The organism is Streptomyces gottesmaniae (assembly GCF_031845845.1).
GTDB lineage: Bacteria > Actinomycetota > Actinomycetes > Streptomycetales > Streptomycetaceae > Streptomyces > Streptomyces akebiae.
In genome coordinates this window covers 76,674-103,335 of the sequence record NZ_JAVRFJ010000009.1, presented here as the reverse complement: position 1 = coordinate 103,335, position 26,662 = coordinate 76,674, and the positions used below count along the sequence as shown (strand labels likewise).

Genomic DNA, 26,662 nt, shown 5'->3' with positions numbered 1-26,662 from the left:
CAGATCATGGCGAACTACACCGCCGCCGACGTCAAGAAGCTCCGCGAGCTCACCGGCGCCGGCATGATGGACTGCAAGAAGGCGCTGGACGAGGCCGAGGGCAACGTCGACAAGGCCGTCGAGGCCCTGCGCATCAAGGGCCAGAAGGGCGTCGCCAAGCGCGAGGGCCGCTCCGCCGAGAACGGCGCCGTGGTCTCCATCATCGCCGACGACAACACCTCCGGTGTCCTCGTCGAGCTGAAGTGCGAGACGGACTTCGTCGCCAAGGGCGAGAAGTTCCAGGCCGCCGCGAACGCCATCGCCGCGCACGTCGCCGCGACCTCCCCGGCCGACCTCGACGCCCTGCTCGCCTCCGAGATCGAGGCCGGCAAGACCGTCCAGGCGTACGTCGACGAGGCCAACGCCAACCTCGGCGAGAAGATCGTTCTCGACCGCTTCGCGCAGTTCGCCGACGGCTTCGTCTACGCCTACATGCACCGCACCATGCCCGACCTGCCCCCGCAGATCGGTGTCCTGGTCGAGCTGGACAAGGCCGACGCCGACCTCGCCAAGGGTGTCGCCCAGCACATCGCCGCCTTCGCGCCGAAGTACCTCTCCAAGGAGGACGTGCCGGCCGAGGTCGTCGAGTCCGAGCGCCGCGTCGCCGAGGAGACCACCCGCGCCGAGGGCAAGCCCGAGGCCGCCCTGCCGAAGATCGTCGAGGGTCGCCTCAACGGCTTCTTCAAGGACGCCACGCTGCTCGGCCAGCCCTACGCGCTGGACAACAAGAAGTCGGTCCAGAAGGTGCTGGACGAGGCCGGTGTCACCCTGAAGCGCTTCACGCGTATCAAGGTCGGCATCTGAGTCCGTTACGCGACCAGCGCCCGGCCCCGATAGGGTCGAGTGCAGTCGTTCGCGTACGCCGCCCCGTGCGCGCGTGACGCGATACGGACGACAGCAGATCTGACGAGGAGGCCATTGCCGCGCATGGGATGCGAACACCACCCCACCGGCAATGGCCTTCTTCGTATGTGCGACACGTAAAGAGGCGAGATCCCCATGACCACCAAGCCCCAGAAGAGCGACGACGGCAAATTGAGCGGCCGGTTTCTGCTGAAGCTGTCCGGAGAAGCGTTCTCCGGGGGCGGTGGCCTCGGCGTCGACCCCGACGTGGTGCACGCGATCGCCCGTGAGATCGCGGCCGTCGTACGCGACGGCGCGGAGATCGCCGTAGTCATCGGCGGCGGCAACTTCTTCCGCGGCGCCGAACTCCAGCAGCGTGGCATGGACCGGGCCCGCTCCGACTACATGGGCATGCTCGGCACGGTCATGAACTGCCTCGCCCTCCAGGACTTCCTGGAGAAGGAAGGGATCGACAGCCGCGTCCAGACCGCCATCACCATGGGTCAGGTCGCCGAGCCGTACATCCCGCTGCGTGCCGTGCGCCACCTGGAGAAGGGCCGTGTGGTCATCTTCGGCGCCGGCATGGGCATGCCGTACTTCTCCACCGACACCACCGCCGCCCAGCGCGCCCTGGAGATCGACGCCGAGGCGCTGCTGATGGGCAAGAACGGCGTGGACGGGGTCTACGACTCCGACCCCAAGACCAACCCGGACGCGGTCAAGTTCGACTCCCTCGGCTACGGCGAGGTCATCACCCGCGAGCTGAAGGTCGCCGACGCCACCGCGATCACGCTCTGCCGTGACAACAAGCTCCCGATCGTCGTGTTCGAGCTTCTCAAGGAGGGCAATATCGCGCGGGCCGTCAAGGGTGAGAAGATCGGCACTCTCGTGGGTGATCAGGGAAGCCGGGCCTGACCGGGTCCTTCCCCTGCCCGGGGGACGGAGCCTGACCGGAGGATGGACAATGTCCTGCCGGTCGGGAACCGTGCAGGAACAAGACGCGACGCAGCCGGCCGCCGACGTGACCAAGTACAGCTGCCGGGCCTACTCAAGACACGCAGGAGCAAGTGGTGATCGAAGAGACCCTCCTCGAGGCCGAGGAGAAGATGGAGAAGGCCGTCGTGGTCGCCAAGGACGACTTCGCCGCGATCCGCACCGGTCGTGCGCACCCGGCGATGTTCAACAAGATCGTGGCTGACTACTACGGCGCACTGACGCCGATCAACCAGCTCGCCTCGTTCTCGGTGCCGGAGCCGCGCATGGCCGTGGTGACCCCGTTCGACAAGACCGCCCTGCGCAACATCGAGCAGGCGATCCGCGACTCCGACCTCGGCGTCAACCCGAGCAACGACGGCAACATCATCCGAGTGGTGTTCCCCGAGCTGACCGAGGAGCGCCGCCGCGAGTACATCAAGGTCGCCAAGAGCAAGGCGGAGGACTCCAAGGTGTCCATCCGCTCGGTCCGTCGCAAGGCCAAGGACGCGATCGACAAGCTCGTCAAGGACGGCGAGGTCGGCGAGGACGAGGGCCGCCGTGCGGAGAAGGAGCTCGACGACACCACCGCGAAGTACGTCGCCCAGGTGGACGAGCTGCTCAAGCACAAGGAAGCGGAGCTCCTCGAGGTCTGATGAACGACTCTTCCTGGGGGGCGCCGCCACAAGCCGGGTACTGGGCGCCGACCGACCGGGGACCTGTCCAGGGGCATGCCCCGGCGGGTCCCACGTACGATGCGCCTGAGGCCCAGCAGACTCGCCCCATGCCCATCGTGCCCGACGTACCCGCGCATGGCGGGAACCAGGACGACGATCGGGGGGCCGCTCGGCAGGCCGGTCCCCCGTTCGGTGACGAGACGCCGTCGGCGCGGCCCCACGGGGCGGCGCCGCAGAAGCCGGAGCCCATGCCCGACGCCCCGCAGCCCGCCCCGCAGAAGAAGAGCGCGGGCCGTGACCTGGGCGCCGCCATAGGTGTCGGCGTCGCGCTGGGTGCGGTCATCGTCGCGTCGCTGTTCATCGTCAAGGCCGCGTTCGTCGGCGTGATAGCAGTCGCCGTCGTCGTCGGTCTGTGGGAGCTCACCTCGCGCCTGCAGGAACGCAAGGGCATCAAGGCGCCCCTCGTGCCGCTCGCGGTCGGCGGGGCCGCCATGGTCGTCGCCGGGTACGTCCGCGGGCCCGAGGGCGCGTGGGTGGCGATGGCGCTCACCGCGCTCGCCGTTCTGGTCTGGCGGATGACCGAACCGCCGGAGAACTACCTGAAGGACGTCACGGCGGGGGTCTTCGCGGCCTTCTACGTGCCGTTCCTGGCCACCTTCGTCGCGCTCATGCTCACCGCCGACGACGGGCCGCAGCGGGTCCTGGTGTTCCTGGTGCTGACCGTCGTCAGCGACACGGGCGCGTACGCCGTCGGCTGGCGGTTCGGCACGCACAAGCTCGCGCCGCGCATCAGCCCCGGCAAGACCCGCGAGGGGCTGCTCGGCGCGATCGCCTTCGCCATGGTCGCGGGCGCGCTGCTCATGGAGTTCGTCATCGACGACGGGGCCTGGTGGCAGGGCCTGCTCCTCGGCCTCGCCGTCGCGGCCAGCGCCACGCTGGGCGACCTCGGCGAGTCCATGATCAAGCGGGACCTCGGCATCAAGGACATGGGCACGCTCCTGCCGGGCCACGGCGGCATCATGGACCGCCTGGACTCCCTCCTCCCGACCGCCCCTGTGGTCTGGCTCCTGCTGGTGCTCTTCGTGGGCTCCGGCTGACCGGCCGGTCGCGACCACGTGCTGTGCGCGGGCCCTCGTCCTGGTTCTCCGGGGCGGGGGCCCCACGCGTGCGGGAACGTCGGGCTTCCGACCGGCCCTGGGGATGGCGCTGGGAACGGCGTTGGGACCGGCTTTGAGGCCGGCCTTCTGACGGGGACGGGTCACACGATTCGATCTGCGACACTGGGAGGGTTATGCCTGCACCCGGAGAACTCACATTCGTCGCCCCCCGCGGAGCCAAGAAGCCGCCGCGGCATCTTGCTGATCTTTCGCCTGTGGAGCGGAAGGAGGCTGTGGCCGCGATCGGGGAGAAGCCGTTTCGCGCCAAGCAGCTCTCGCAGCACTACTTCGCGCGGTACGCGCACGACCCGGAGCAGTGGACCGACATCCCCGCGGGTGCGCGGGCGAAGCTCCAGGAGGCGCTGCTTCCCGAGCTGATGACGGTCGTGCGGCATCTGTCGACCGACCAGGAGACCACGCGCAAGACGCTGTGGCGGCTGTTCGACGGGACGCTCGTCGAGTCGGTGCTGATGCGGTACCCGGACCGGGTCACCATGTGCATCAGTTCGCAGGCCGGGTGTGGAATGAACTGTCCGTTCTGTGCCACGGGGCAGGCGGGTCTCGACCGAAATCTGTCCACCGCCGAGATCGTCCATCAGATCGTCGACGGGATGCGGGCGCTGCGGGACGGGGAGATTCCCGGCGGGCCCGCGCGGCTCTCCAACATCGTCTTCATGGGGATGGGCGAGCCGCTCGCCAACTACAACCGGGTCGTCGGGGCCATTCGCCGGCTCACCGATCCGGAGCCGGACGGACTGGGGCTGTCGCAGCGCGGGATCACCGTGTCGACGGTCGGGCTGGTGCCCGCCATCCACCGGTTCGCCGACGAGGGGTTCAAGTGTCGGCTCGCCATCTCCCTGCACGCCCCGGACGACGAGCTGCGTGACACGCTCGTCCCCGTGAACACCCGGTGGCAGGTGCGCGAGGTGCTGGACGCCGGGTGGGAGTACGCGGCCAGGTCCGGGCGTCGGCTGTCCATCGAGTACGCGCTGATCCGGGACATCAACGACCAGGCGTGGCGCGGCGACCGGCTGGGCCGGCTGCTCAAGGGCAAGCCGGTGCATGTGAACCTGATTCCGCTCAACCCGACTCCGGGCTCCAAGTGGACCGCCTCCCGGCCCGAGGACGAGAAGGCGTTCGTCGAGGCCATCGCCGCCCATGGTGTGCCGGTGACCATCCGGGACACCCGGGGGCAGGAGATCGACGGGGCGTGCGGTCAGCTCGCGGCGACCGAGAGGTAGTCTGAGACCCGTACGTACATATTCATATTCCGACAGGGGAGCGCCACAGCGCTGAGAGTGCGGCATCCGGGCCGCAGACCCTCTGAACCTCGCCCAGGTCATTCTGGGTAGGAAGTTCGGTCATCACTCAAGCTGTTGCGCCCTGCCCGGGAGCCTTCGAAGCGACGAAGGACCCGGGCGGGGCCGCGTCTCTTCCTGGTCACTTCCAGGAGGAATGAAACCAGTGGGCATCACCAGGAGAGCAACGGTTCTCGTCGTCGGCCTCGGGCTCGTCACGCTGTCCGCGTGCGGCTCGTCCTCGGACGACACCGGCTCCGGCTCCGGCGGCTCCAAGACCGTCACCCTCGTCAGCCACGGCTCCTTCGCCTACTCCAAGGACGTGCTGAAGGCGTTCGAGAAGGAGTCCGGGTACAAGGTCAAGGTCCTCAAGAGCGGGGACGCGGGGCAGGCCGTCAACCAGGCGATCCTGACCAAGGACAACCCGCAGGGCGACGTCTTCTTCGGCGTCGACAACACACTGCTCTCGCGCGCGCTCGACAACGGCCTCTTCCAGCCGTACGAGGCGAAGGGGCTCGACAAGGTCGGTGCCGAGTACCAGTTGGACAAGGACGAGCACCGGGTCACGCCCATCGACTCCGGTGACATCTGCGTCAACTACGACAAGGCCTACTTCAGCGAGAAGAAGATCGAGCCGCCGCGGTCGTTCGACGATCTGATCAAGCCCGAGTACAAGGACCTGCTGGTCACCGAGAACGCCTCCACCTCCTCACCGGGGCTCGGCTTCGTCCTCGGCACGGCCGCGAAGTACGGCGACGGCGGCTGGGAGGGCTACTGGGAGAAGCTCAAGGCCAACGGCGTGAAGGTCGTCGACGGCTGGGAGCAGGCGTACTACCAGGAGTTCTCCGGGTCGACGGACGGCAAGAAGGCGGGCGGCGACCGGCCTCTCGTCGTGTCGTACGCCTCCTCGCCGCCCGCCGAGGTCGTCTACGCGGACCCGCGGCCGAAGACCGCGCCCACCGGGGTCGCCGAGGGCACCTGCTTCCGGCAGATCGAGTTCGCGGGGCTGCTGAGCAACGCGAGGAACGCCGAGGGCGGCAAGGCGCTGATCGACTTCCTGATCTCGAAGCGGTTCCAGGAGGACATGCCGCTCAACATGTTCGTGTACCCGGTGGTCGAGGGGGCGTCCGTACCCCCAGAGTTCACCGAGTACGGGCCCGCGGCGAAGGACCCCGAGACCATGGCGCCGAAGAAGATCGCCGAGAACCGTGACCAGTGGGTCAAGTCGTGGACCTCACTCGTACTGAAGTAACCGAGTCAGCCGAGCCGGCCGCGGCAGCCGCGTCGGACGAGCCCGTCGTGGCCGCGCCGCCTCGACCTCGCCGACCGGGTTCCGGTCGGCCGGGGGGCGCGGCGCGGCTCGGGCTCATGGCGGTGCCCGTCGCGTTCTTCGGGGTGTTCTTCGCCTATCCCGTCGCGGCGATCGTCGCCCGGGGGCTGAAGGCAGGCGGGAGCTGGGACCTCGGGCGGATCGGGGAGGTGCTGGGGGACCCGGGGATCCGGCACGTGCTGTGGTTCACCACCTGGCAGGCGTTCGTCTCGACCGCGCTCACGCTGGTGATCGCGCTCCCCGGCGCGTATGTGTTCGCGCGCTTCGATTTCAAGGGCAAGGATTTTCTGCGGGCGGTCGTGACCGTGCCGTTCGTCCTGCCCACCGTGGTCGTCGGAACGGCGTTCCTGGCACTGGTCGGGCGCGGCGGGCTCTTCGACGAGCTGTGGGGCGTACGGCTGGACACGACGGTCTGGGCGATTCTCCTCGCTCATGTGTTCTTCAACTATGCGGTCGTCGTACGGACGGTCGGCGGCCTCTGGGCACAGCTCGATCCCCGGCAGGAGGAGGCCGCGCGGATGCTCGGCGCCTCCCCGCTCGCGGCCTGGCGCAAGGTGACCCTCCCGGCGCTCGCGCCCGCCGTGGCCGCCGCGGCGCTGATGGTCTTCCTCTTCACCTTCACCTCGTTCGGGGTCGTGCAGATCCTCGGCGGGCCGACCTTCTCCACGCTCGAAGTCGAGATCTACCGCCAGACCTCGGAGATCTTCGACCTGTCCACCGCCGCCGTACTGACGCTGGTGCAGTTCGTCGCGGTCGGGCTGATCCTCGCCGTGCACGCCGCGACCGTACGGCGGCGGGAGACCGCCCTGCGCCTGGTGGACGCCTCGCTCACCGCCCGTCGACCGCGCGGGGCGGGGCAGTGGGCACTGCTGGGCACGGTCCTGGCGACCGTCGTCGTGCTGATCCTGCTGCCGTTGGGCGTGCTGGTGGAGCGGTCGTTCGACGCCCCCGGCTTCGGCTCGTACAAGGCGCTGACCAGTGACGAGAGCGGGATCTTCCTGGTCGCGCCGATCGAGGCGATCGGGAACTCGCTGCGCTACGCGGCTGCCGCGACCGCCATCGCCCTGCTCGTCGGCGGACTCGCCGCCGCCGCGCTCACCCGGCGGGCGGGCCGACTCGTGCGGGGCTTCGACGCGTTGCTGATGCTGCCGCTCGGGGTGTCCGCGGTGACCGTCGGTTTCGGGTTCCTGATCGCTCTGGACGAGCCGCCGCTGGACCTGCGGTCGTCGTGGATCCTCGTACCGCTCGCGCAGGCCCTGGTCGGCGTCCCCTTCGTCGTGCGGACCATGCTGCCCGTGCTCCGCGCGGTGGACGAACGGCTGCGGGAGGCCGCGGCCGTGCTCGGCGCGTCGCCGTGGCGGGTGTGGCGCGAGGTCGATCTGCCCATGGTGCGACGGGCGTCGCTCGTCGCGGCCGGGTTCGCCTTCGCCGTGTCGCTCGGGGAGTTCGGGGCGACCGTGTTCATCGCGCGCGCCGACAATCCGACGCTGCCGGTCGCCGTGGCGCGGCTGCTCGGACGGCCCGGTGAACTCAACTACGGCCAGGCGATGGCCCTTTCGACGATTCTGATGGTGGTGTGCGCGGTGTCCCTGCTGGTGCTGGAACGCCTGCGCACCGATCGCACGGGGGAGTTCTGATGTTGCTCAGGCTTGAGGACGCGACCGTACGATTCGACGGACGGCCCGTGCTCGACCGGGTCGACCTGGAGGTCGCCGAGCACGAGATCGTCTGTGTGCTGGGGCCCAGCGGCAGCGGCAAGTCGACGCTGTTGCGGGTGGTGGCCGGGCTCCAACCCCTCGACGGCGGGCGGGTGTCGCTCGACGGGCTGGACCAGCGAGGCGTGCCCGCCCACAAACGTGGTGTCGGCCTGATGTTCCAGGACCACCAGCTCTTCCCCCAGCGCGACGTCGCCGGCAACGTCGCCTTCGGGCCCCGTATGCACGGCGCGGCGAAGAGCGAACGGGCCGCTCGCGTGGAGGAGTTGCTGGAGCTGGTGGGACTGCACGGGGCCGCGCGCCGGCGCGTCGGGGAGCTGTCCGGCGGTGAGCAGCAGCGGGTGGCGCTGGCCCGGGCCCTCGCGCCGCGCCCCCGGCTGCTGATGCTCGACGAGCCCCTCGGCCAGCTGGACCGGTCGCTGCGGGAGCGCCTGGTCGTCGAACTCCGTGAGCTGTTCGGGGAGTTGGGCACGACCGTGCTGGCGGTCACGCACGACCAGGGCGAGGCTTTCGCGCTGGCCGACCGGGTCGTGGTGATGCGTGACGGGCGGATCGCCCAGTCCGGTACGCCCCTTGAGGTGTGGTGTCGGCCGGTGGACGAGTTCGTGGCTCGTTTCCTCGGCTTCGACAACGTGGTCGAGGCGACGGTGACCGGGCAGGCGGCGGACACGGTGTGGGGCAAGGTGCCGGTGCCGGAGGGGTCACCGCAGGGGGCGTGCGCGCTGCTCGTGCGGCCCGCCGGCGTACGACTGGTGGGCGCGGCCGACGGGCTGCGCTGCACGGTGGCCGCGCGCACGTTCCGGGGCACGCATGTCGCGCTGCACCTCCAGCCGGAGGGCGCCCCGCGACTGGAGGCGGCGTGCGCGCTGCGGGACGCTCCGGAGCCCGGGGACGAGGTCGGCGTGAGCTTCGACGGGGACGAAATTGTCGTGCTGGGAGCCGGTCCCGCCGCATAAGGTGCGGCATCATGGCGATGCGTACGCAAGAACCCCGGGCGCGGCATGAGCGCTACTGTGCCGAGATCGAGCTGCAGGTACGGAAGTTGCGGGGCCTGGTGACCTCCGGCGCCGATCTGTCGGCGACCGTGCCGACCTGCCCCGACTGGTCGCTGGAGCAGCTGCTGCGGCACACCGGCGGTGCCATGCGCTGGGTCGAACTGAACGTACGGACCCGGGCGAAGGAGGAGGTCCCCGAGGCGGACGTCCCGCTGTACGAGGGGCCGGAGCCGCAGGGGGACCCGGCGGCGCTGGACGCCTGGCTCGCGGAGTGCGGTGAGATGGCCGTGGCCACCCTGCGCGAGGCGGGCCCCGAGGCGCCCGTGTGGTCGTGGGGGTGGGAGCACAGCGCGGGCTTCTGGGCCCGCCGGGTGGCCCTCGAACTGGTCGTCCACGGAGCCGATGCCGCGCTCACCGTCGGACGGGCGGTCGAGGTGGCGCCGGAGATCGCCGCCGACGCGATCGACGAGTGGCTGGAGATCGTCGAGTTCGTGCAGCGGACCGTCCCGCACGACGAGGCGGCCGAACTGCGTGGTCCGGGGCGCAGCATCCACCTTCATGCCACCGACACGGCCGCCGAGTTCGACGCCGAGTGGGTGGTCGAGTTGACCGAGGACGTGGTGCGTTGGCGGCGCGGTCATGAGAAGGCGACGGTGGCGCTGCGTGGCCCGCTCACCGAAGTGCTGCTGGCCTTCTATCGCCGACTGCCTTTGGACAGTGGTGAGTTGCAGGTGCTGGGGGACCGGGAGCTGCTGGAATTCTGGCTCAAGCGGGCCACGTTCGGCTGAGTGGGCCCGGAGCGGCGAGTGGCCCGTACCCCGTGGTGAAGGGGTACGGGCCACGGCCCTGACGAACAGGGATCAGCGTGTGGAGGCCCCACGCCGCCGCATGCTGTAGTACACGGCACCGGCGCCGAGAGCCACCAGGGCCGCCGCGGCAGCGGCGATCGTGCCGGTGTTGGAGTCGCCACCGGTCTCGGCGAGGTTGGAGTCGCCCTCGGGGGAGGGGGCGTTGTCACCGTTCGAACCCGCGGGCACGGTGCCCTCGGACCCGGACGGTGTGGCGGAGGTCTCGGCCTGGGACGGCTCGCCCTCGTCCTGCCCCTTCGCCTCCTTCTCCTCCTTGTCCTTGTCCTTGTTGTCCTTGTCCTTGTTGCTGTTCGCCGACTTCCCCGGGGCCTTGGACGCGGCCGGTGGGGTGATGGCCTCGGCCGTGCAGGCGTCGGCGGGGGCCACCAGGATCGGCAGGTCCTCGTCGACGTAGTCCTTCGCCTCGACGTGGATGCGGTACTCGGCGTTCGGCTCCCAGTCCTCGTCGAAGGTGACGGTGACACCCTGGGCGGTCGAGTCCTCGATCGTCCGGCTGCCGACCATACGCAGGTCGGCCCCGTTGTTCTCCAGGTAGACCGTGATCTCGGCCTTGACGCCCAGCGGGTCCACGTCGGTCACCCGGATGACGCCCTTGTCGCCGTCGCACTCGGCGACGGCGGAGAAGTCCTTGATGCTGCAGGCCATGGCGTTGCCCGCGACACCGAGCACGAGTGCGGCGGACGCGAAAGCGACACCGATGGAGCGCGAAGTCCGCGCGCTACGGGGAGATATGGACACGTTTGCCCTTCACGGGAAGCACAGGGGAGTGGGGGTGACGGAGGGCCGCTGGGGGAGCGGCTTCCCCATGTGCCTCACAGGTTTATAAGCGCGCCATAAGTCATGTCAATCCGAAGAAGTGTTTGAGCGGTCCCCGAGACGTGCCAGAGCCTCCGGTGCCTCCTCGATCCGGTCGACCAGGGCGATCCGGGCCTCCATCGAACGGCCCCGCGCCAGCGATCGCAGCAGCGGCCAGGTCGGTAGCCTCTCCGTCCAATGGGCCCGGTCGACGAGGACCATGGGGGTCGGTTCGCCGCGCGACTCGTAGTAGTTGGGGGTCGCGTTGTCGAAGATCTCCTGCACGGTTCCGGCGGCTCCGGGCAGGAAGACGACGCCGGCGCCGCAGCGGGCGAGGAGGCCGTCCTCGCGGGTGGCGTTGGCGAAGTACTTGGCGATGTGCGAGGCGAACGGGTTCGGCGGCTCGTGGCCGTAGAACCAGGTGGGGATGCCGACGGAGGGGCCGCCCCTCGGCCAGCGGGTGCGCACCTCGAAGGCGGCGCTCGCCCAGTCGGTGATCGACGGGGTGAACTTCGGTGCCTTCGCCAGCAGTTGCAGCGACTCGGCGAGCATCTCGTCGTCGTACGGGGCCGCGTAGGCGCCCAGGTTCGCCGCCTCCATCGCGCCCGGACCTCCGCCGGTGGCGACCTTGAGACCCGAGCGGGCCAGAGTGCGGCCGAGGCGGGCGGCGCCCTCGTACGCCTCGGTGCCACGTGCCATCGCGTGGCCGCCCATCACGCCCACCACCCGGGCACCGGCGAGGAGTTCGTCGAGGGCGTCCGAGACGGAGTCGTCGTGGACGGCGCGCAGCATGGAGGCGTAGACGTCCCGGTCGGCCTTGGTGCGCTGGAACCAGGCGTAGGCGACGGCGTCGGGCGTGGCCTCGTAACCGCCGTCGGACAGGGACGCGAAGAGTTCGTCGGGGGTGTAGAGCAGGCCCCGGTACGGGTCGAAGGGCAGGCCGGGGACGGGCGGGAAGACCAGGGCGCCGTCCGTGCGTATCTTCGCCGCCGCCTCCGGTCGCATCGGGCAGCCCAGGAAGACGGCCTCCGCCGTGTCGGTGGCGAGCAGTTCACGCGTACGGTCCGTCAGATCGACGGCCTGGATCCGGAATCCGGCGAGGGTGCCGCGCGCCGAGACGATCGCGTCGAACTCCTCGATCGTCTCGATCTCGTGGTCGTCGTGGTGGGCCGCGTGGGCGGGCATCGTCTGCACCCGCCCATGCTAGGGCGCTCCGCCGGCCGGGCCGTCGGCCGCGCGGTTCCCCGCGCCCCTTGCGGCGCGGGGGGTACACGGCCGTGGGCGAGCGGGGCTGTCAGCCCTCGATCGCGGACGGGTCCATCCATACGACCTCCCAGGTGTGGCCGTCCAGGTCGTCGAAGGCGCGGCCGTACATGAAGTCCATCTCCTGGACCTTCTCCGAGACGGTGCCGCCGGCGGCGGCCGCCTTCTCGACCAGCTCGTCGACCTTCGCGCGGCTCTCGGCGCTCAGACAGAGCATCACCTCGCTGGTCTTCGTGGCGTCCGAGATCTCCTTCTTGGTGAAGGTCGCGTAGAACGGCTTGGTGAGCAGCATCGCCACGATGGTGTCGCTGATCACGACGGAGGCCGCGTTCTCGTCGCTGAACTGGGGGTTGAGCGCGTAGCCGAGCTCCGTGAAGAACTTCTTCGAGGCGTCGAGGTCGTTCACGGGCAGGTTCACGAAGATCATCTGCTGGTACATGGCGAGGTCTCTCCCGTATCCGTCGTATGCGTTTCGGTCTGTTCGCAGGGGTAGACCGAGGGTCCCAGTGAAACTCATCGCCGCGCGTGAACTTTTTTCGTACGAGTTTTCAGGCGGCCAGCGGGAGCGCCGCCAGCTGGGCGATCGTCCAGGTCAGGGGGCCGAACACGGCGAGCAGGGCGGCCGCGCGGAGCAGGGCCGCCTGCCGGGGCAGTGCGCGGGGCGCCCCCAGCCGCACCAGCGCGGCCGTGGTGTCGGCGTGCGCCCGCCGGGCCTCGACGACGGCTGTCGCGAGGGTCAGCACGGCACAGCCGGCCACCACGAGCGCGCCCAGCAGGGTGAGCGGGCCGACCGTGGGGCGCACGCCTGAGGACAGCGTCACCATGGCGTACGCGCCGGAGGCCACGGCGCACACCACGCCGAGTGGGCGTCCGATGCGCCGGGCCTCCTCCTGGAGTACGCGCCCGGCGAGGAGGCGCAGCGCGCCGGGGCGTACGGACTGGAGCAGGCGTCCGGTGAGGTGGGTGAGGCCGGGCCCGGTGACGATCAACCCGAGTGCGGTGAGGAGCCAGCCGCCCAGCACACCCGCGGGGCTGTCGGCGAAGCCGCCGGGGAGGGTGAGGCCGGAACCGTCGGCGGACTGGTCGGCGTAGCTCTCCAGGGCGAGACCCACGGCGAGTACGGCGATGCCCCAGGGGAGGCCGCCGGGGGCGGGGCGCGGAGCCGGTGGTTCCGGCGGCGTCCGCCCGGCCTCGGAGGCGGTCGCTCCCTCCTCGTCGGCCTCCTCCTCGTACCTCGTGGCGCCGGCCGGGGGCGCGGTGCGCCGGCCGATCGCGAAGGTGTCGTACGCCATGAAGCGGGTCCGGGGGCCGGTGGGCCGGGCGCCCGTGTCCTTGGGGCGCAGGACGAGCGCGGTGGTGGCGGAGGCGACGGCCGGTACGAGGGCCAGGAGGGTGAGGGCGGCCGGGAGGGGCAGGGGCCGCCCGGCGGCGAGGGCGTCGGCGGCCGCGCCGTCGAAGGGCATGCCCGTGAGGTCGCCGCGCAGGTGGAGGAAGAAGAAGAGGGCGAGCAGGGAGCCGAGGACGGTGGACAGGGCCGTGGTGACCGCGGAGATGGCCATGAGCCGGCCGGGACCGAGGCCGATGGCCGAGAGGCCGGGGCGGGGTCGGGTGCCGGGATCGGTGCGGGCCACGGTCACCGCGAAGTAGACGGTGGCGGCGGCCGGCGCCACGCACCAGGCCAGGCGGAGCACCGAGCCGGCCGGTGCGTGCGGGTGGGCCAGGGCGTGCCCGAGGGCGCAGAGCAGCAGGAAGCCCGTGCCGCCGGTGGCGGCGGCCACCAGGAGCCGACGGAGCTGGACCACGGGGTGGGCCCGGCGGGCTAGGCGGAGAGCGAGCACGCTGCCCGGCCTTCCCCGTCGGCTGCGGAGGAGCGCGTTCCGGCCGGTCGTCCGTCGGCGTCGGCGGGTTGCCGGGTCTGCCCTTCGGCGGGTGGTCGGGCTTCTCCCTCGGTTGCGGGGCGACCCACGTCCGTGGTGGCGGCCGGTCGTTCGTCGGCTTCGGTGGGTTGCCGGGTCTGCCGCTCGGCGGGTGGTCGGGCTTCTCCCTCGGTTGCGGGGCGGCCCACCTCCACGGTGGCGGAGGTCCGGTCCGCCTGCGTCGTGGGGTCGGCCGGTTCCGCTGCGGTGGTCGGCCGGTGTCGCTGGGTTGTGGGCCGGTTCGGCGCGGTGGGCGTTGCTCGCGTTCCCCGGGCCGTCGGGTGGGCGGGTTGTTCGGCTTCCGTGGCGGTGGTCGGCCGGGTTTCGCGGGGCGAAGGGTGACTCGCCTCCGCCGTGGCGGTGGGGCGGGCCGTTTTTTCGGGCTCGGCTCCGGCTGCCGTCGTGGTGGACCGTCCCGTCCCTTCGGCGGCGGGTCGCCCGCCCGGCCCGGGGGTCGGACGGCCCGCCTCGTCGGTGCGGGGCGGCAGGGCGTCCGGGAGAGCGTCGTCGGCGGCGGTGCGCCTGTCCCGGTCGGTGGGGACGCGGCTCTCGCCCTGTGCGGCGGTGGGCAGGTGGACCGTCCTCACGTGGCGGCCGTCCAGCAGGGACACCGTGCGGTCCGCGAGGGCCGCCGTCTCGGGGTCGTGGGTGGCGAGGACGACCGTGATGTGGTGGGAACGGGCCGCCGTGGTCAGGGTGCGCAGGACGTGGGCGTGTTCGGCGCGGTGGAGGGGGGCGGTCGGTTCGTCGGCGAAGAGGACGGTGGGGGCGCAGACCAGGGCGCGGGCCACCACCACGCGCTGGCGCTCCGACTGGAGGAGGGCGTGGGGGCGCTTGCGGGCCGTGTCACGGATGTCGAGGCGCTCCAGCCACTCCAGGGCGGCGGCCTTCGCGGCCCGGCGCCCGGTGCCGCGCAGCATCAGCGGCAGGGCGGTGTTCTCCCAGGCGTTCAGCTCGGGCACGAGGACCGGCTCGGGGTCGATCCACCCGAAGCGGTCGAGGCGCAGCCGCTCGCGGGCGAGCGCGCCCATCGTGTGGACGGGGACGCTGTTGAACCACACCTCTCCCCGCTGGGCCCGCAGCTGTCCGGACAGGCACCGCAGGAGCGTGGTCTTGCCGCTGCCTCGCGGGCCGGTGACGGCGACGATCTCGCCCTCCCGGACGTTCATCGACACACCGTGCAGGGCGGGCGAGCCGTCGTGCGCGTAGGTCAGACCACGTGCCCAGAGCACGTCGTTGTCCGGCGGGGCCACCATGGGAGTACACCTCGGTTCGGATCAGGATTGCCGGGGGAGCCCCCCGTCCGGGGGAACGAAGGCAGGGCCGATCGGTTACAGGGGCACGCTAGGGAGTCGGGGCGGCAGGGGGCGGACAGCACACGGCCCGGGACGCCCCCATCTCACTCGGATGGGGGCGTCCCGGGCCGTTCGCGGAGCGGCACCGCGGGATGCGGGGCCGCTCCGCCGCGGGGCTACAGCAGCGTCCAGGCCTCCGACAGCGTCGCGCGCAGGATCTGTTCGATCTCGTCGAAGGTCGACTGGTCGGAGATCAGCGGCGGGGCGAGCTGGACGACCGGGTCGCCGCGGTCGTCGGCACGGCAGTACAGGCCGTTCTCGAACAGCTTCTTGGACAGGAAGCCGTAGAGGATCCGCTCGGTCTCGTCGTCGTCGAAGCTCTCCTTCGTCGCCTTGTCCTTGACCAGCTCGATTCCGTAGAAGTAGCCGTTGCCGCGGACGTCGCCGACGATCGGCAGGTCGTAGAGCTTCTCCAGCGTGGACCGGAAGGCCGACTCGTTGTCGAGGACGTGCTGGTTGAGCTTCTCGCGCTCGAACAGGTCGAGGTTGGCCAGGCCGACGGCCGCGGAGACGGGGTGGCCGCCGAAGGTGTAGCCGTGCAGGAAGGTGTTGTCACCCTTGTAGAAGGGCTCGGCTATGCGGTCCGAGACGACGCAGGCGCCGATCGGGGAGTAGCCCGAGGTCATGCCCTTGGCGCAGGTGATCATGTCCGGGACGTAGCCGAACTTGTCGCAGGCGAACATCGTGCCGAGCCGGCCGAAGGCGCAGATGACCTCGTCGGACACCAGCAGGACGTCGTACTGGTCGCAGATCTCGCGGACCCGCCGGAAGTAGCCGGGCGGCGGCGGGAAGCAGCCGCCCGCGTTCTGCACCGGCTCCAGGAAGACGGCCGCGACCGTCTCGGGGCCCTCGAAGAGGATCTGCTGCTCGATCTGGTCGGCGGCCCAGCGGCCGAACGCCTCCGGGTCGTCACCGAAGATCGGGGCGCGGTAGATGTTGGTGTTCGGGACCTTGTGCGCACCCGGCACCAGCGGCTCGAAGGGGGCCTTGAGGGCCGGCAGGCCGGTGATGGACAGGGCGCCCTGCGGCGTGCCGTGGTAGGCGACGGCGCGGGAGATGACCTTGTACTTGGTCGGCTTGCCCTGCAGCTTGAAGTACTGCTTGGCGAGCTTCCAGGCCGTCTCGACCGCCTCGCCGCCGCCGGTGGTGAAGAAGACCTTGTTGAGATCGCCGGGGGCGTGGGAGGCGATACGTTCCGCCAGTTCGACGGCCTTCGGGTGGGCGTACGACCACACCGGGAAGAAGGCCAGCTCCTGCGCCTGCTTGAACGCGGTCTCCGCCAGTTCGGTGCGGCCGTGGCCCGCCTGGACCACGAAGAGACCGGCGAGACCGTCGAGGTACCGCTTGCCCTTGTCGTCGTAGATGTACGTGCCCTCGCCCCGGACGATGGTGGGGACCGGGGAGTTCTCGTACGAGGACATGCGGGTGAAGTGCATCCACAGGTGGTCGTACGCGGTCTGGCTGAGGTCCTTGGGGCTCACGGCTTATCCGTCCTCACGGTCATCGGGTTCCCCACATATAGGTCTGCTTCTTGAGCTTGAGGTAGACGAAGCTCTCGGTGGAGCGCACGCCGGGCAGGGTCCGGATGCGCTTGTTGATGACGTCCAGGAGGTGGTCGTCGTCCTCGCACACGACCTCCGCCATCAGGTCGAAGGAGCCGGCGGTGATGACGATGTACTCGACCTCCGACATGGCCGTCAGGGCGTCCGCCACGGGATCCAGGTCGCCGTCCACGTTGATGCCGAGCATCGCCTGCCGCCGGAAGCCCACGGTGAGCGGGTCGGTGACGGCGACGATCTGCATCACGCCCTGGTCGAGCAGCTTCTGGACGCGCTGGCGCACGGCCGCCTCGGAGAGGCCGACGGCCTTGCCGATGGCGGCGTACGGCCGTCGGCCGTCCTCCTGCAGCTGCTCCACGATGGCGAGGGAGACGGCGTCCAACTGAGGAGTGCCGTTCCTGGGCTCCCTGGAGTCCTTCTGGTCTGCGCTTCGACTGGCCACGGGCTCACTGTGCACGACGTCTCGACAGTTCCGCAAGGCTGAACCGATGAAATTCGTTGTTTACGGGCTCGTAGCTTGCGGATTTCGCAGTCACTGAGGTGTCAGGGGTGTTGAAAACGTGGGCAGGCGGATTAGGGTGGTGTCTCAAGGAATGGACACCCCAATCTGGACCCATCTGGAGGGCCGGCAGTGAGCACCGAGCTGCGTCGTCTGCGCAACTACATCGACGGGGAATTCCGTGACGCCGTCGACGGACGGACCACGGAGGTGGTCAACCCCGCGACGGGCGAGGCCTACGCGACAGCGCCCCTGTCCGGCCAGGCCGACGTCGACGCGGCGATGGCCGCCGCCGAGGCCGCGTTCCCGGCCTGGCGGGACACGACCCCGGCCGAACGCCAGAAGGCCCTGCTGAAGATCGCCGATGCGTTCGAGGAGCGGGCCGAGGAACTGATCGCGGCGGAGGTGGAGAACACGGGCAAGCCGATCGGCCTGACCCGCTCCGAGGAGATCCCGCCGATGGTGGACCAGATCCGCTTCTTCGCGGGCGCCGCGCGGATGCTGGAGGGGCGCTCGGCCGGCGAGTACATGGAGGGCATGACCTCGATCGTCCGCCGTGAGCCCGTCGGCGTCTGCGCCCAGGTCGCACCGTGGAACTACCCGATGATGATGGCCGTGTGGAAGTTCGCGCCGGCGATCGCCGCGGGCAACACCGTCGTGCTGAAGCCGTCGGACACCACGCCCGCGTCGACCGTCCTGATCGCCGAGATCATCGGGTCGATCCTGCCCAAGGGCGTCTTCAACGTCATCACCGGTGACCGTGACACCGGCCGGCTGATGGTCGAGCACCCGATCCCGGCGATGGCGTCGATCACCGGGTCCGTGCGGGCCGGCATGTCGGTCGCCGAGTCCGCGTCCAAGGACCTCAAGCGGGTCCACCTGGAGCTGGGCGGCAAGGCGCCGGTCGTCGTCTTCGCCGACACCGACATCGCCAAGGCCGTCGAGGACATCTCGGTGGCGGGCTTCTTCAACGCGGGGCAGGACTGTACGGCCGCGACCCGTGTCCTCGTCCAGGAGGGCATCCACGACGAGTTCGTGGCCGCGCTCGCCAAGGCGGCGGCCGACACGAAGACCGGGCAGCCGGACGACGAGGACGTGCTGTACGGCCCGCTCAACAACCCCAACCAGCTCAAGCAGGTCGCCGGGTTCATCGAGCGGCTGCCGGCCCACGCCAAGGTCGAGGCCGGTGGCCACCAGGTCGGCGAGAAGGGGTACTTCTACGCGCCGACCGTCGTCTCCGGGCTCAAGCAGGACGACGAGATCGTCCAGCGGGAGGTCTTCGGGCCGGTCATCACCGTGCAGTCCTTCTCGGACGAGGGACAGGCCGTCGAGTGGGCGAACGGCGTGGAGTACGCGCTGGCCTCGTCGGTGTGGACGAAGGACCACGGGCGGGCCATGCGGATGTCGAAGGCCCTCGACTTCGGGTGTGTGTGGATCAACACGCACATTCCGCTGGTCGCGGAGATGCCGCACGGCGGGTTCAAGAAGTCCGGCTACGGCAAGGACCTGTCGGGCTACGGGTTCGACGACTACACGCGGATCAAGCACGTGATGACGTCGTTGGACTGAGGTGACTGAGGGTTCGTCGACGGGAGAGGGTTGAGTGCGGCGGCCGGTTGCGTCCACGCGAGGCCGATCGCACATGCCGCCGCCGTTCCCTCCTGCGCGCCCTCTGCGGCGGGCGCGCAGCCGTGAGTTCGCCCGGCGGTGGGACCGGACCGTCGGGTTTCTCTTCAGGCCATTCCGGGGTGAATTGCGTGGCGGGAAATTCGTGACGGCCCTGTGGAGATAATGCAACCGTCTGCCGCGCGGTGGCGTTTTATCAGCCTTTCGGGGTCGATTCGGACCCGACGGATCCGCCGACGAAGGGTTGCGGCACATCCCGTCGTGCCGTAGTTACGTGAATCATGAACCTGTTCACCCGTGCTGCGTCCCTGCGCCGCCCGGCAGCCCCCACAGCCTCACAACTCCCCCACGAGTCAGCGGCATTCACCACCGACGGCCCGTCCGACCCCTCCCTCGCCATGCTGACCGGCGAATGGATGATCGACGCGGCGCACAGTCGTATCGGTTTCTCCGTCCGGCACGCCCTGGTCACGACCGTGCGCGGGGCATTCACCGAGTATCAGAGCCGGCTCTATTTCGACGGCCGTGATCCATCGCGCTCACGGGCCGAGATAGTGCTGTCCACCACGTCCGTCGACACCGGAGTGGAACAACGTGACGCCCATCTGATGGGTCGCGACTTCCTGGATGCCGCGAACCATCCGCGGATGCGCTTCGTCAGTACGGCGGTGCGTCTCGTGGGCAACGATGTCTATCGCATGGCCGGTGAACTCACGATCAAGAGCATCACCCGTCCCGTCGATCTGGAACTCACCTATATAGGACACGTCATGGACCCCTTCGGATACGAGCGGGTCGGATTCGACGGGACCACCACCATCAATCGTTCCGAATGGGGCCTCACCTACAACCAGCGGCTCGCGGAAGGCGGCGCCATGGTCAGCGAGAAGGTGCGCCTGCAGTTCGACATCGCCGCGATCCGCTCGATCCCCGGCGGCTGACCGCCGCCGCGTTCCCGGGGGGCCCGACAGGTGTCGGGCCCCCCACTTTTGAACGCGTTCAAGCAGGGGCGTACGCTCACCGCATGAGCGACAGAGCCGCCCTGCTCAAGGGCATCCGCGCGTGGCTGGTCTTCTTCGTCGTCTGTCTGGTGCTGAGCGGCGCCACAGCCTTCCCGCTGGTCCACGAGCTGCGCTGGACCGAGGAGTTGTTGCGGTCGTGGTCCGTCGGGGAGTACCTGCCGGCGCTCGTCGAGTGGATCGAGCGGGTGCGGGCGGGGCTCGACGAAGCCGACGCCGAGTACCCGTTCCTCCTGTACGGCACGGACTGGCTGGCCTTCGCGCACCTGGTGATCGCCGTGTCCTTCTACGGCCCCTACCGTGACCCGGTCCGCAACATCTGGATCATCGAGTTCGGCATGATCGCCTGCGCGGGGATCATCCCGCTGGCCCTGATCTGCGGGCCGATCCGGGACATCCCCTTCTGGTGGACCGTGATCGACATGTCGTTCGGGGTCCTCGGGGTGATCCCGCTCTACGTCGTGCGGCGGCGGATCAAGCGGCTGGAGGCCCTCACCGGAGGGTGGGACCGGAAAACTGTTATCCCGGCCGCCTCCACACCGTCTCCGTAGGCACCCCTGTCTCCCCACATACAGGAGCGAGCCGTATGAGCAGTGTGCGCGGTGTGATCTCCGCCTCGGTGGTTCCCCATGCCGGAGCGATGGCTGAGAAGGTACGGAACACAGCCGAGTGATCAGGGTGAGCCCAGCGGGATCGAAGGGGGCGTACGTGGACGGGCGGCAGTGGCGTTCCACCATCGCGGCCGCGCAGGCGGGGGACCGGCGTGCCCTCGACGAGCTGGTCGAGGGCTGGTTGCCGCTCGTCTACAACATCGTCGGCCGGGCCCTCAACGGCCACGCCGACGTCGACGACGTCGTGCAGGAGACCATGCTGCGCGCCGTCGGCAACCTCGACACGCTGCGCGATCCGGACAGCTTCCGTTCCTGGCTGGTCGCGATCGCGATGCGGCAGATACGGGACCGGGCGCGCCGCCGCACAGCCGACCAGCTCGACGACCACGACGCCCACGGCGCCACCGACTTCGCCGAACTGACCGTGCTGCGGCTGCAGTTGGAGGGGCAGCGCAAGGAGGTCGCGGAGGCGGTCCGCTGGCTCGACGACGAGGACCGGCAACTTCTGTCGCTGTGGTGGCTGGAGGTCGCGGGCGAACTCACCCGGCGCGAACTCGCCGCCGCCGTCGGCATCAGCCGACAGCACGCCGCCGTACGCGTCCAGCGGATGAAGGCCCGGCTGGAGACCGCGCGCGGCATCGTCCGTGCCCTCGACTCCTCCTGCTCCGACCTGGGCCGGGTCACCGCACGCTGGAGCGGGCAGCCCGACTCGGTGTGGCGCAAGCGCATCGCCCGGCACATCCGCGGCTGCGCCCGCTGCGACGGTCACGGCCGCCCCGGTGAGGTCGTCGTCCCCGCCGAACGCCTCCTCGTCGGGCTCGCCCTCGTCCCCGTCCCCGTCGGCTTCACCCTGTCCCTGGCGTTCGGTGGCAAGACGGCCGTGGCGGCGACCGCCGCGACCGCCTCCGTGGGCTGGTCCGCCAAGGTGATCGGCGCCCTCGCCAAGCCCGCCGTCGCGGTGACGGCGGGCGCGACGATCGCCGCCGGGGGCGCCTACGTCGTGACGCAACCCCCGCAGGACCGGCCCGCGCAGGCCGCGCCGTCCGCGATGAGCACGGCCCGTGGACCTGCGGCTCCGGCGCTCCGCGCCCCGTCGCCCTCCTCGGCGCCGTCGTCCTCGCCGTCCCCCTCGGCCTCCGCGTCGCCGACGAAGAAGAAGCAACCGAAGGACCTGTACGGCACCGTCGTCGACGCGGTGGACGAGGCGCCGGACCCGGACACCCCGCCCGCCGCCCTCCCCCGGCGGCCCGAGGCCGGTGTCACGAGCAGCGGTGGCGCGCGGACCGTGATGAACCACCGCGGCGACCATGTGACCTTCACGGGGCAGGGCTATGTCCTGGTCCGCTGGCAGATCTCGCCCCAGTACCGGGCGGGCGGTCTGGTCATGCCCACCTGGACAGGCCTGGAGGGCAAGCTCTTCCACGTCGCCTCGGGCGGCGGCCGCCGTATGGACGACCCGACCTCCGCCGACGGCAGGACCTCGGGCATGGGCGGCCCCGACACCGGCTACACCGTCCTGCCCGACGGCACCCAACAGATGTGGCAGAACGAGTACTTCTACCTCGACGGCACGGTCACGCTCACCCAGAACGAACGCGGCGCCGACTACGGCATCACCGTCGCCCCCTCCACCTGGGACGCCGTCACCGACGACCTCGCCTTCGGCCCCGAACGGGGAGCCATCCGCTACGGCCTCGTCCGCGACGACGGCAAGGACTCGGCGCCGGTGCCGCAGTACGTCACCCGGGCGAAGCCGGTTGACGCGGCGAGCGTGGCTCAGCGGTCCGAGGTGTAGCGGTGGCGGGCGCGTGCGTGGGGACGGGGGGCTGACCGCACGCGGTCAGCCCCCCGTCCACGCACATGCCCTCAAGGGGTCGGGCGCGCCTCGCCGGTGGCCCTGAGTGAGCACAGGGCGTCGACGCGATTGGTGGTGATCGAGTCGACCCCCCAGGACAGCAGACGGCGCATGGAGCGCCGGGTGTCCGGGGTCCAGGCGGAGAGGAGGTAGCCGTCCCGGTGGACGCGGTCCGCCAAGGAGCGGGTGAGGAGGCCGAAGCGGTAGTTCAGCCAGCGCGGACGGATGGCGTCGAGGAGGGCGGGACGCGGTGGTGCGGAGGTCTTCCAGGTGAGGGCGAGTTCGGCCGTGGGGGCGGCGGCGCGGACGGCGAGCACGGTCCGCGGGTCGGCGCTGTAGTAGACGCGGTCCTCGGCGTCGCACTCCCGTACGACGCCGAGGATCTGCCGCACCGCCCGGGGATTCACCGCGCCCGGCAGGTCCACCATGACGCGGCTGCCCCCGGTGGCGCCCAGCGCGTCGGCCAGCGTCGGGACCCCGTCGGCCGTCAGCCCGCGCAGCTCCGCGGCGGAGAGCGCGGCCAGCGGCCGGTCCACCTCCCAGAGCCGGTTCAGCGTCGAGTCGTGGAGCAGGACCGGCACCCCGTCACGGGTCGTCCGCACATCGAACTCGACGGCGTCCGCACCCAGTTCGAGCCCGGCCCGCAGGGAGTCGAGCGTGTTCTCGCGGTGGCGGTAGGGGGCGCCGCGGTGGGCGACGGCTGTCACGGTGCGCATGGTGGTGGTTTCCGGTCCCGATCGGATCAGGGGGTCAGCCAGGCCGAGGTGTAGGTGTCGATCTCGGCGTTCACCCGGGCCTTGCCGGGCTCGTCGAGGAAGGACGCCTCCACGGCGTTCTTCGCGAGCGCGGCCACGCCCTGCTCGTCGAGGTCGAGCAGGCGTGCGGCGACCGCGTACTCGGTGTTCAGGTCGGTGCCGAACATCGGCGGGTCGTCGGAGTTGACGGTGACCAGCACACCGGCTCGCACGAACTCCTTGATGGGGTGCTCGTCGAGGGTGCGGACCGCTCGGGTGGCTATGTTCGAGGTCGGGCAGACCTCCAGGGCGATCCGCCGCTCGGCGAGATGGGCCAGCAGCTTCGGATCGCGGGCCGCGCTGGTGCCGTGTCCGATCCGCTCCGCGCGCAGCTCGTTCAGCGCGTCCCAGATCGTCTCGGGGCCGGTGGTCTCGCCGGCGTGCGGCACGGAGTGCAGCCCGGCCGCGATCGCCCGGTCGAAGTAGGGCTTGAACTGCGGCCTCGGCACGCCGACCTCGGGCCCGCCGAGGCCGAACGACACCAGCCCCTCCGGCCGCAGCCGGTCGTCGGTGGCGAGCCGCACGGTCTCCTCGGCCGAGACCAGCCCCGCCTCGCCGGGAATGTCGAAGCACCACCGCAGGACGGTCCCGAACTCGGCCTCCGCCGCCTTGCGGGCGTCCTCGATCGCGTCCATGAAGGCTCGCTCCTCGACACCGCGGCGGGTGGAGGAGTACGGCGTGATGGTCAGCTCGGCGTACCGCACCTGCTGCCGGGCGAGGTCCCGCGCCACCTCGAACGTCAGCAGACGGACGTCCTCAGGGGTGCGGATCAGGTCGACGACGGACAGGTACACCTGGATGAAGTGGGCGAAGTCCGTGAACGAGAAGTAGTCCGCGAGCGCTTCGGGGTCCGTGGGCACCTGGGAGTCGGGGTGGCGGGCGGCCAGTTCCGAGACGATACGAGGGGAGGCGGAGCCGACGTGGTGCACATGAAGTTCGGCCTTCGGCAGACCGGCGATGAAGGCGTGCAGGTCGCGGCTGCCGGAAGCGGCGGCGGTGTCGGCGACGGCGGGGCTCAAGGGCACGCCCTGCGCGGTGCGGTGGTCGGTCAAGGTTCCTCCCCGGGAACGACGTCCGCCCGGACCGTGGTCTGCTGCGGGGGGACGCGGGTGATCGGCTGATCGGTGACTCCGGGATCATCGTAGGCGGCCGTGCCCACTGCGATCCCCGGGCCTTAGCATGACCGAACGTACAGCTGATCGCGTACGACGGAAAAGACGACGCGGAACGGCACGGAACGTCACAGGGGGACCCGCTCATGGCAGCCGACGAGGCATCGACTCCGGAAACACCGACCGCTCCTCGGCCCGGCCCGTGGGCACCCCCACAGGGCGACGCCGCGCTGCCGCCGACGGTGGTCGACGGCGCCACCCTCCCGACGATGACCGACGACGCCGCTCCGCTGACGGTGGTGGACGGCGCCGCTCTGCCGACGGTGACCGACGACGCCGTGCCGCCGACGGTGGTGGACGGCGCCACCCTCCCGACGGTGACCGAGGACGCCGTTCCGCCGGCGTCGAGCGGAGGTGCCGAGCTGCTGACGGTGGCCGACGGCGTGGCCCTGCCGACCACGCCGGGCGCCGTCCCCCGGCCCGAGGACGCGATACCGGCCCCGACCCCGACGGTCGCCCTCGACAAGCCGAGCGCGCCGACGGGGTTGCCCGGCTTCGGCGAGCCGGGCGGGTCCACCGAGGGTCCCGGGGCCGTCCAGGCAAGCGCTCCGGTCGCGCCCTCCGGCTCCGCCGAGACCGCGGCCCCGGTTCCGCCCGCGTGGTCGGCGCCGACCACGTCCGCCGCGCCCGCGCCCCAGGCTCCCTACGACCCCTGGGCCGCCCCGGCCGACACCCCGGCTCAGGGCAGCGCCACGCACTCTCCCCCTCCGACTCCCACCTCGCCCTCGGTGCACGACCAGATGACGGTTCTGGCCATGCCGGGTGCGCAGACGGGCGGCCCCGCGCCGGCCGACACCGGTGGGGCGACGTCCACCCAGGCCTCCGCGCCGCAGCCCTGGGCGGGTCCCGGCGCGTACGCGGCCCCGGGGAACCGCCCGCCCGCGATGTCGCCCGCCCCCGCCCCCCCCCCCAATCCGTTCGCCCCGCCCGCACCCGGCGCACCCCACGCACCCCACGCGTCCTATCCGCCGCACGCGGCCTCCGCGCCCTATCCCGCCCCCGGCGCGGCCGTACCTCCCCCGCCCATCGGCCCCGAAGGGCCCGGGCAGGCCCCGTACGGCTACCCCCAGTACCCGGGCGCCCACGCCCACCCCGGCGTCGGCTACCCCGGTCCGGGCGCGGCCCATGCCTGGCCCCTGCCGGCGCCGCCGCCGAGCAACGGGATGGGGATCGCGGCGATGGTGCTCGGCATCTGCGCCGCCGTGCTGTTCTGTCTGTGGCCGCTCGCGATCCTGCTCGGGATCATGGCCATGATCTTCGGCGTCATCGGCCGGGCCAAGGCGCGCCGGGGCGAGGCGACGAACCCGGGGCACGCCCTGGCCGGGATCATCTGCGGTGTCGTCGGCATCCTGCTCGGCATCGGCTTCATCGTGCTCATCGTCCTGGCGTCCGAGAACGACGGCTACGACTCGGAGACCGACCCCTTCGACGACAGCTACTCCACGTCTCTGTCCCTGGTGCTGCCGAAGGGAGAAGCCGGCGTGTAGCGCTGGGAGGAGCGCGCGGAAGGACGGCGCCCGCCACGGCCGGCGCCGTCGGCCCTCAGCGGACGCTCACACCTCGACCCCGCTCGACAGTCTCTCCCGGGCCGCCATCAGCGCGAAGCCCAGCAGATTGGGGCCCCGCCAGCGCGCGGGGTCCATGGCGCGTTCGTCGTCCGCCGCGAGGCCGATGCCCCAGATCCGGTCGAGGGGGCTGGCCTCGACGAGCACCCGGCGGCCCGTGCCCAGGAGGAACGCCCGCAGGTCGGCGTGGGCGGCGAACTTGTGGAAGCTGCCCTCGACGACGATGCCGAAGCGCTCCCGCTCCCACAGGGCGTCGTCGAAACCGCGCACCAGCCGCCCGGCCTTCTTGGCCTGCGCGGGGCTCGACGCGGCCACGGCCCGGCGCTCCGCCTCCAAATCCCCGAACAGCCGCGCCTTCGAGGCCATCATCCAGTGCTCGGCCGTCGCGTACTCCACGCCGTCCACCGTGAACGGCGACGGCCACCACTGGCTCAGACAGCTCGCGCCGATCCGGCCGTCCGGCAGGGGGCGGTGCCCCCAGAAGTGCAGATACTTGACCCTCGCCCCCGTGCGGACCGCTTCCGTCAGTGTGTCCCAGGAATCGATCTTCTCCATGCCGACGAGTCTGGCAGGAACCACTGACACACCGTCCTCGATTTCCTGTGTCGACTGGACACCTGGTCGACAGATTCCGTCGCGTAACCAAAAGGCAACAACGGAATCCCTTGTTGGTGCCGCATGGCTCTGTCAGGATCGGCACTCAAATCGAGCTGGAGCTACGCCACCCGCCCTCGAGGA

The 26,662-nt window shown here is 70.7% G+C and carries 23 protein-coding genes and 1 pseudogene; 14 read left to right on the top strand and 10 right to left on the bottom strand.

The window, feature by feature from the left end; genetic code table 11:
- The first annotated feature begins 6 nt into the window (after window positions 1-6).
- From tsf to RM704_RS12655, 9 genes are all read left to right on the top strand, one after another.
- Window positions 7-843: a translation elongation factor Ts gene (gene tsf, locus RM704_RS12695; protein ID WP_033526940.1), complete on the top strand. Its 837-nt coding sequence runs from the start codon at window positions 7-9 to the stop codon at window positions 841-843.
- A gap of 195 nt (window positions 844-1,038) precedes the next feature.
- Entirely contained in the window at window positions 1,039-1,797 is a 759-nt protein-coding gene (gene pyrH / locus RM704_RS12690; protein ID WP_033526941.1) for a UMP kinase, read from the top strand.
- A gap of 155 nt (window positions 1,798-1,952) precedes the next feature.
- A complete protein-coding gene (frr, locus tag RM704_RS12685) occupies window positions 1,953-2,510 on the top strand; it encodes a ribosome recycling factor (RefSeq protein WP_033526942.1) in 558 nt (185 codons plus the stop codon).
- On the top strand, window positions 2,510-3,628 hold the full coding sequence (locus tag RM704_RS12680) for a phosphatidate cytidylyltransferase (protein ID WP_107072268.1): 1,119 nt from the start codon (window positions 2,510-2,512) through the stop codon (window positions 3,626-3,628). The genes frr and RM704_RS12680 overlap by 1 nt, the downstream gene beginning before the upstream one ends.
- A 194-nt stretch (window positions 3,629-3,822) precedes the next feature.
- Window positions 3,823-4,929: a dual-specificity RNA methyltransferase RlmN gene (gene rlmN, locus RM704_RS12675; RefSeq protein ID WP_033526944.1), complete on the top strand. Its 1,107-nt coding sequence runs from the start codon at window positions 3,823-3,825 to the stop codon at window positions 4,927-4,929.
- Between the two features lie 214 nt (window positions 4,930-5,143).
- A complete protein-coding gene (locus RM704_RS12670; RefSeq protein WP_078937083.1) occupies window positions 5,144-6,238 on the top strand; it encodes a thiamine ABC transporter substrate-binding protein in 1,095 nt (364 codons plus the stop codon).
- A 116-nt stretch (window positions 6,239-6,354) separates the two neighbouring features.
- Complete coding sequence (locus tag RM704_RS12665) at window positions 6,355-7,953, top strand: ABC transporter permease (RefSeq protein ID WP_033526946.1); 1,599 nt, start codon at window positions 6,355-6,357, stop codon at window positions 7,951-7,953.
- Complete coding sequence (locus RM704_RS12660; protein WP_033526947.1) at window positions 7,953-8,987, top strand: ABC transporter ATP-binding protein; 1,035 nt, start codon at window positions 7,953-7,955, stop codon at window positions 8,985-8,987. Before RM704_RS12665 ends, RM704_RS12660 begins: the two co-directional genes overlap by 1 nt.
- Window positions 8,988-8,998: 11 nt before the next feature.
- Entirely contained in the window at window positions 8,999-9,814 is an 816-nt protein-coding gene (locus RM704_RS12655) for a maleylpyruvate isomerase family mycothiol-dependent enzyme (protein ID WP_033526948.1), read from the top strand.
- A 72-nt stretch (window positions 9,815-9,886) separates the two neighbouring features.
- Here the strand turns inward: RM704_RS12655 and RM704_RS12650 are convergent, their stop codons facing one another.
- From RM704_RS12650 to RM704_RS12620, 7 genes and pseudogenes are all read right to left on the bottom strand, one after another.
- Window positions 9,887-10,633, bottom strand: a complete 747-nt coding sequence (locus RM704_RS12650; protein ID WP_033526949.1) for an LAETG motif-containing sortase-dependent surface protein — start codon at window positions 10,631-10,633, stop codon at window positions 9,887-9,889.
- A 105-nt stretch (window positions 10,634-10,738) separates the two neighbouring features.
- Entirely contained in the window at window positions 10,739-11,884 is a 1,146-nt protein-coding gene (locus RM704_RS12645; RefSeq protein ID WP_033526950.1) for an LOG family protein, read from the bottom strand.
- Between the two features lie 100 nt (window positions 11,885-11,984).
- Complete coding sequence (locus RM704_RS12640) at window positions 11,985-12,392, bottom strand: VOC family protein (protein WP_033526951.1); 408 nt, start codon at window positions 12,390-12,392, stop codon at window positions 11,985-11,987.
- Window positions 12,393-12,501: 109 nt separating this feature from the next.
- The gene (locus RM704_RS12635; protein WP_033526952.1) at window positions 12,502-13,791 is read right to left on the bottom strand and encodes a hypothetical protein; all 1,290 of its coding nucleotides are present in this window, start codon (window positions 13,789-13,791) and stop codon (window positions 12,502-12,504) included.
- A 620-nt stretch (window positions 13,792-14,411) separates the two neighbouring features.
- Window positions 14,412-15,125: pseudogene (locus RM704_RS12630) on the bottom strand (ABC transporter ATP-binding protein); the annotation flags it as partial.
- A 215-nt stretch (window positions 15,126-15,340) separates the two neighbouring features.
- Entirely contained in the window at window positions 15,341-16,705 is a 1,365-nt protein-coding gene (locus tag RM704_RS12625; protein WP_033526953.1) for an aspartate aminotransferase family protein, read from the bottom strand.
- Window positions 16,706-16,724: 19 nt separating this feature from the next.
- Entirely contained in the window at window positions 16,725-17,240 is a 516-nt protein-coding gene (locus RM704_RS12620; RefSeq protein WP_078937084.1) for an Lrp/AsnC family transcriptional regulator, read from the bottom strand.
- 174 nt (window positions 17,241-17,414) lie between these two features.
- Between RM704_RS12620 and RM704_RS12615 the strand changes: the two genes are divergently transcribed.
- The 4 genes from RM704_RS12615 to RM704_RS12600 all read left to right on the top strand — a co-directional run bounded on the left by RM704_RS12615 (window position 17,415) and on the right by RM704_RS12600 (window position 22,333).
- Complete coding sequence (locus tag RM704_RS12615) at window positions 17,415-18,851, top strand: gamma-aminobutyraldehyde dehydrogenase (protein WP_033526955.1); 1,437 nt, start codon at window positions 17,415-17,417, stop codon at window positions 18,849-18,851.
- Between the two features lie 338 nt (window positions 18,852-19,189).
- The gene (locus tag RM704_RS12610; RefSeq protein WP_033526956.1) at window positions 19,190-19,849 is read left to right on the top strand and encodes a YceI family protein; all 660 of its coding nucleotides are present in this window, start codon (window positions 19,190-19,192) and stop codon (window positions 19,847-19,849) included.
- Window positions 19,850-19,932: 83 nt separating this feature from the next.
- Window positions 19,933-20,478, top strand: coding sequence for a hypothetical protein (locus RM704_RS12605; RefSeq protein ID WP_033526957.1), 546 nt, complete (start codon window positions 19,933-19,935; stop codon window positions 20,476-20,478).
- Between the two features lie 157 nt (window positions 20,479-20,635).
- Window positions 20,636-22,333 (top strand): sigma-70 family RNA polymerase sigma factor, encoded by a 1,698-nt coding sequence (locus RM704_RS12600; RefSeq protein ID WP_033526958.1) that lies wholly within the window; start codon window positions 20,636-20,638, stop codon window positions 22,331-22,333.
- A gap of 71 nt (window positions 22,334-22,404) precedes the next feature.
- Here the strand turns inward: RM704_RS12600 and RM704_RS12595 are convergent, their stop codons facing one another.
- Together RM704_RS12595 and RM704_RS12590 are read right to left on the bottom strand one after the other, a co-directional pair.
- Window positions 22,405-23,109 carry a glycerophosphodiester phosphodiesterase gene (locus tag RM704_RS12595; RefSeq protein ID WP_033526959.1) on the bottom strand — a complete coding sequence of 235 codons (705 nt, stop codon included), beginning with the start codon at window positions 23,107-23,109 and terminating at the stop codon, window positions 22,405-22,407.
- Window positions 23,110-23,135: 26 nt separating this feature from the next.
- Entirely contained in the window at window positions 23,136-24,239 is a 1,104-nt protein-coding gene (locus tag RM704_RS12590) for an adenosine deaminase (RefSeq protein ID WP_033526960.1), read from the bottom strand.
- A gap of 206 nt (window positions 24,240-24,445) precedes the next feature.
- Between RM704_RS12590 and RM704_RS12585 the strand changes: the two genes are divergently transcribed.
- Complete coding sequence (locus tag RM704_RS12585; protein WP_311590550.1) at window positions 24,446-25,846, top strand: DUF4190 domain-containing protein; 1,401 nt, start codon at window positions 24,446-24,448, stop codon at window positions 25,844-25,846.
- Window positions 25,847-25,912: 66 nt separating this feature from the next.
- Here RM704_RS12585 and ybiA read toward each other — a convergent pair whose 3' ends face one another.
- The gene (gene ybiA / locus RM704_RS12580; RefSeq protein WP_192829638.1) at window positions 25,913-26,479 is read right to left on the bottom strand and encodes a riboflavin biosynthesis intermediates N-glycosidase; all 567 of its coding nucleotides are present in this window, start codon (window positions 26,477-26,479) and stop codon (window positions 25,913-25,915) included.
- Window positions 26,480-26,662: the final 183 nt, after the last annotated feature.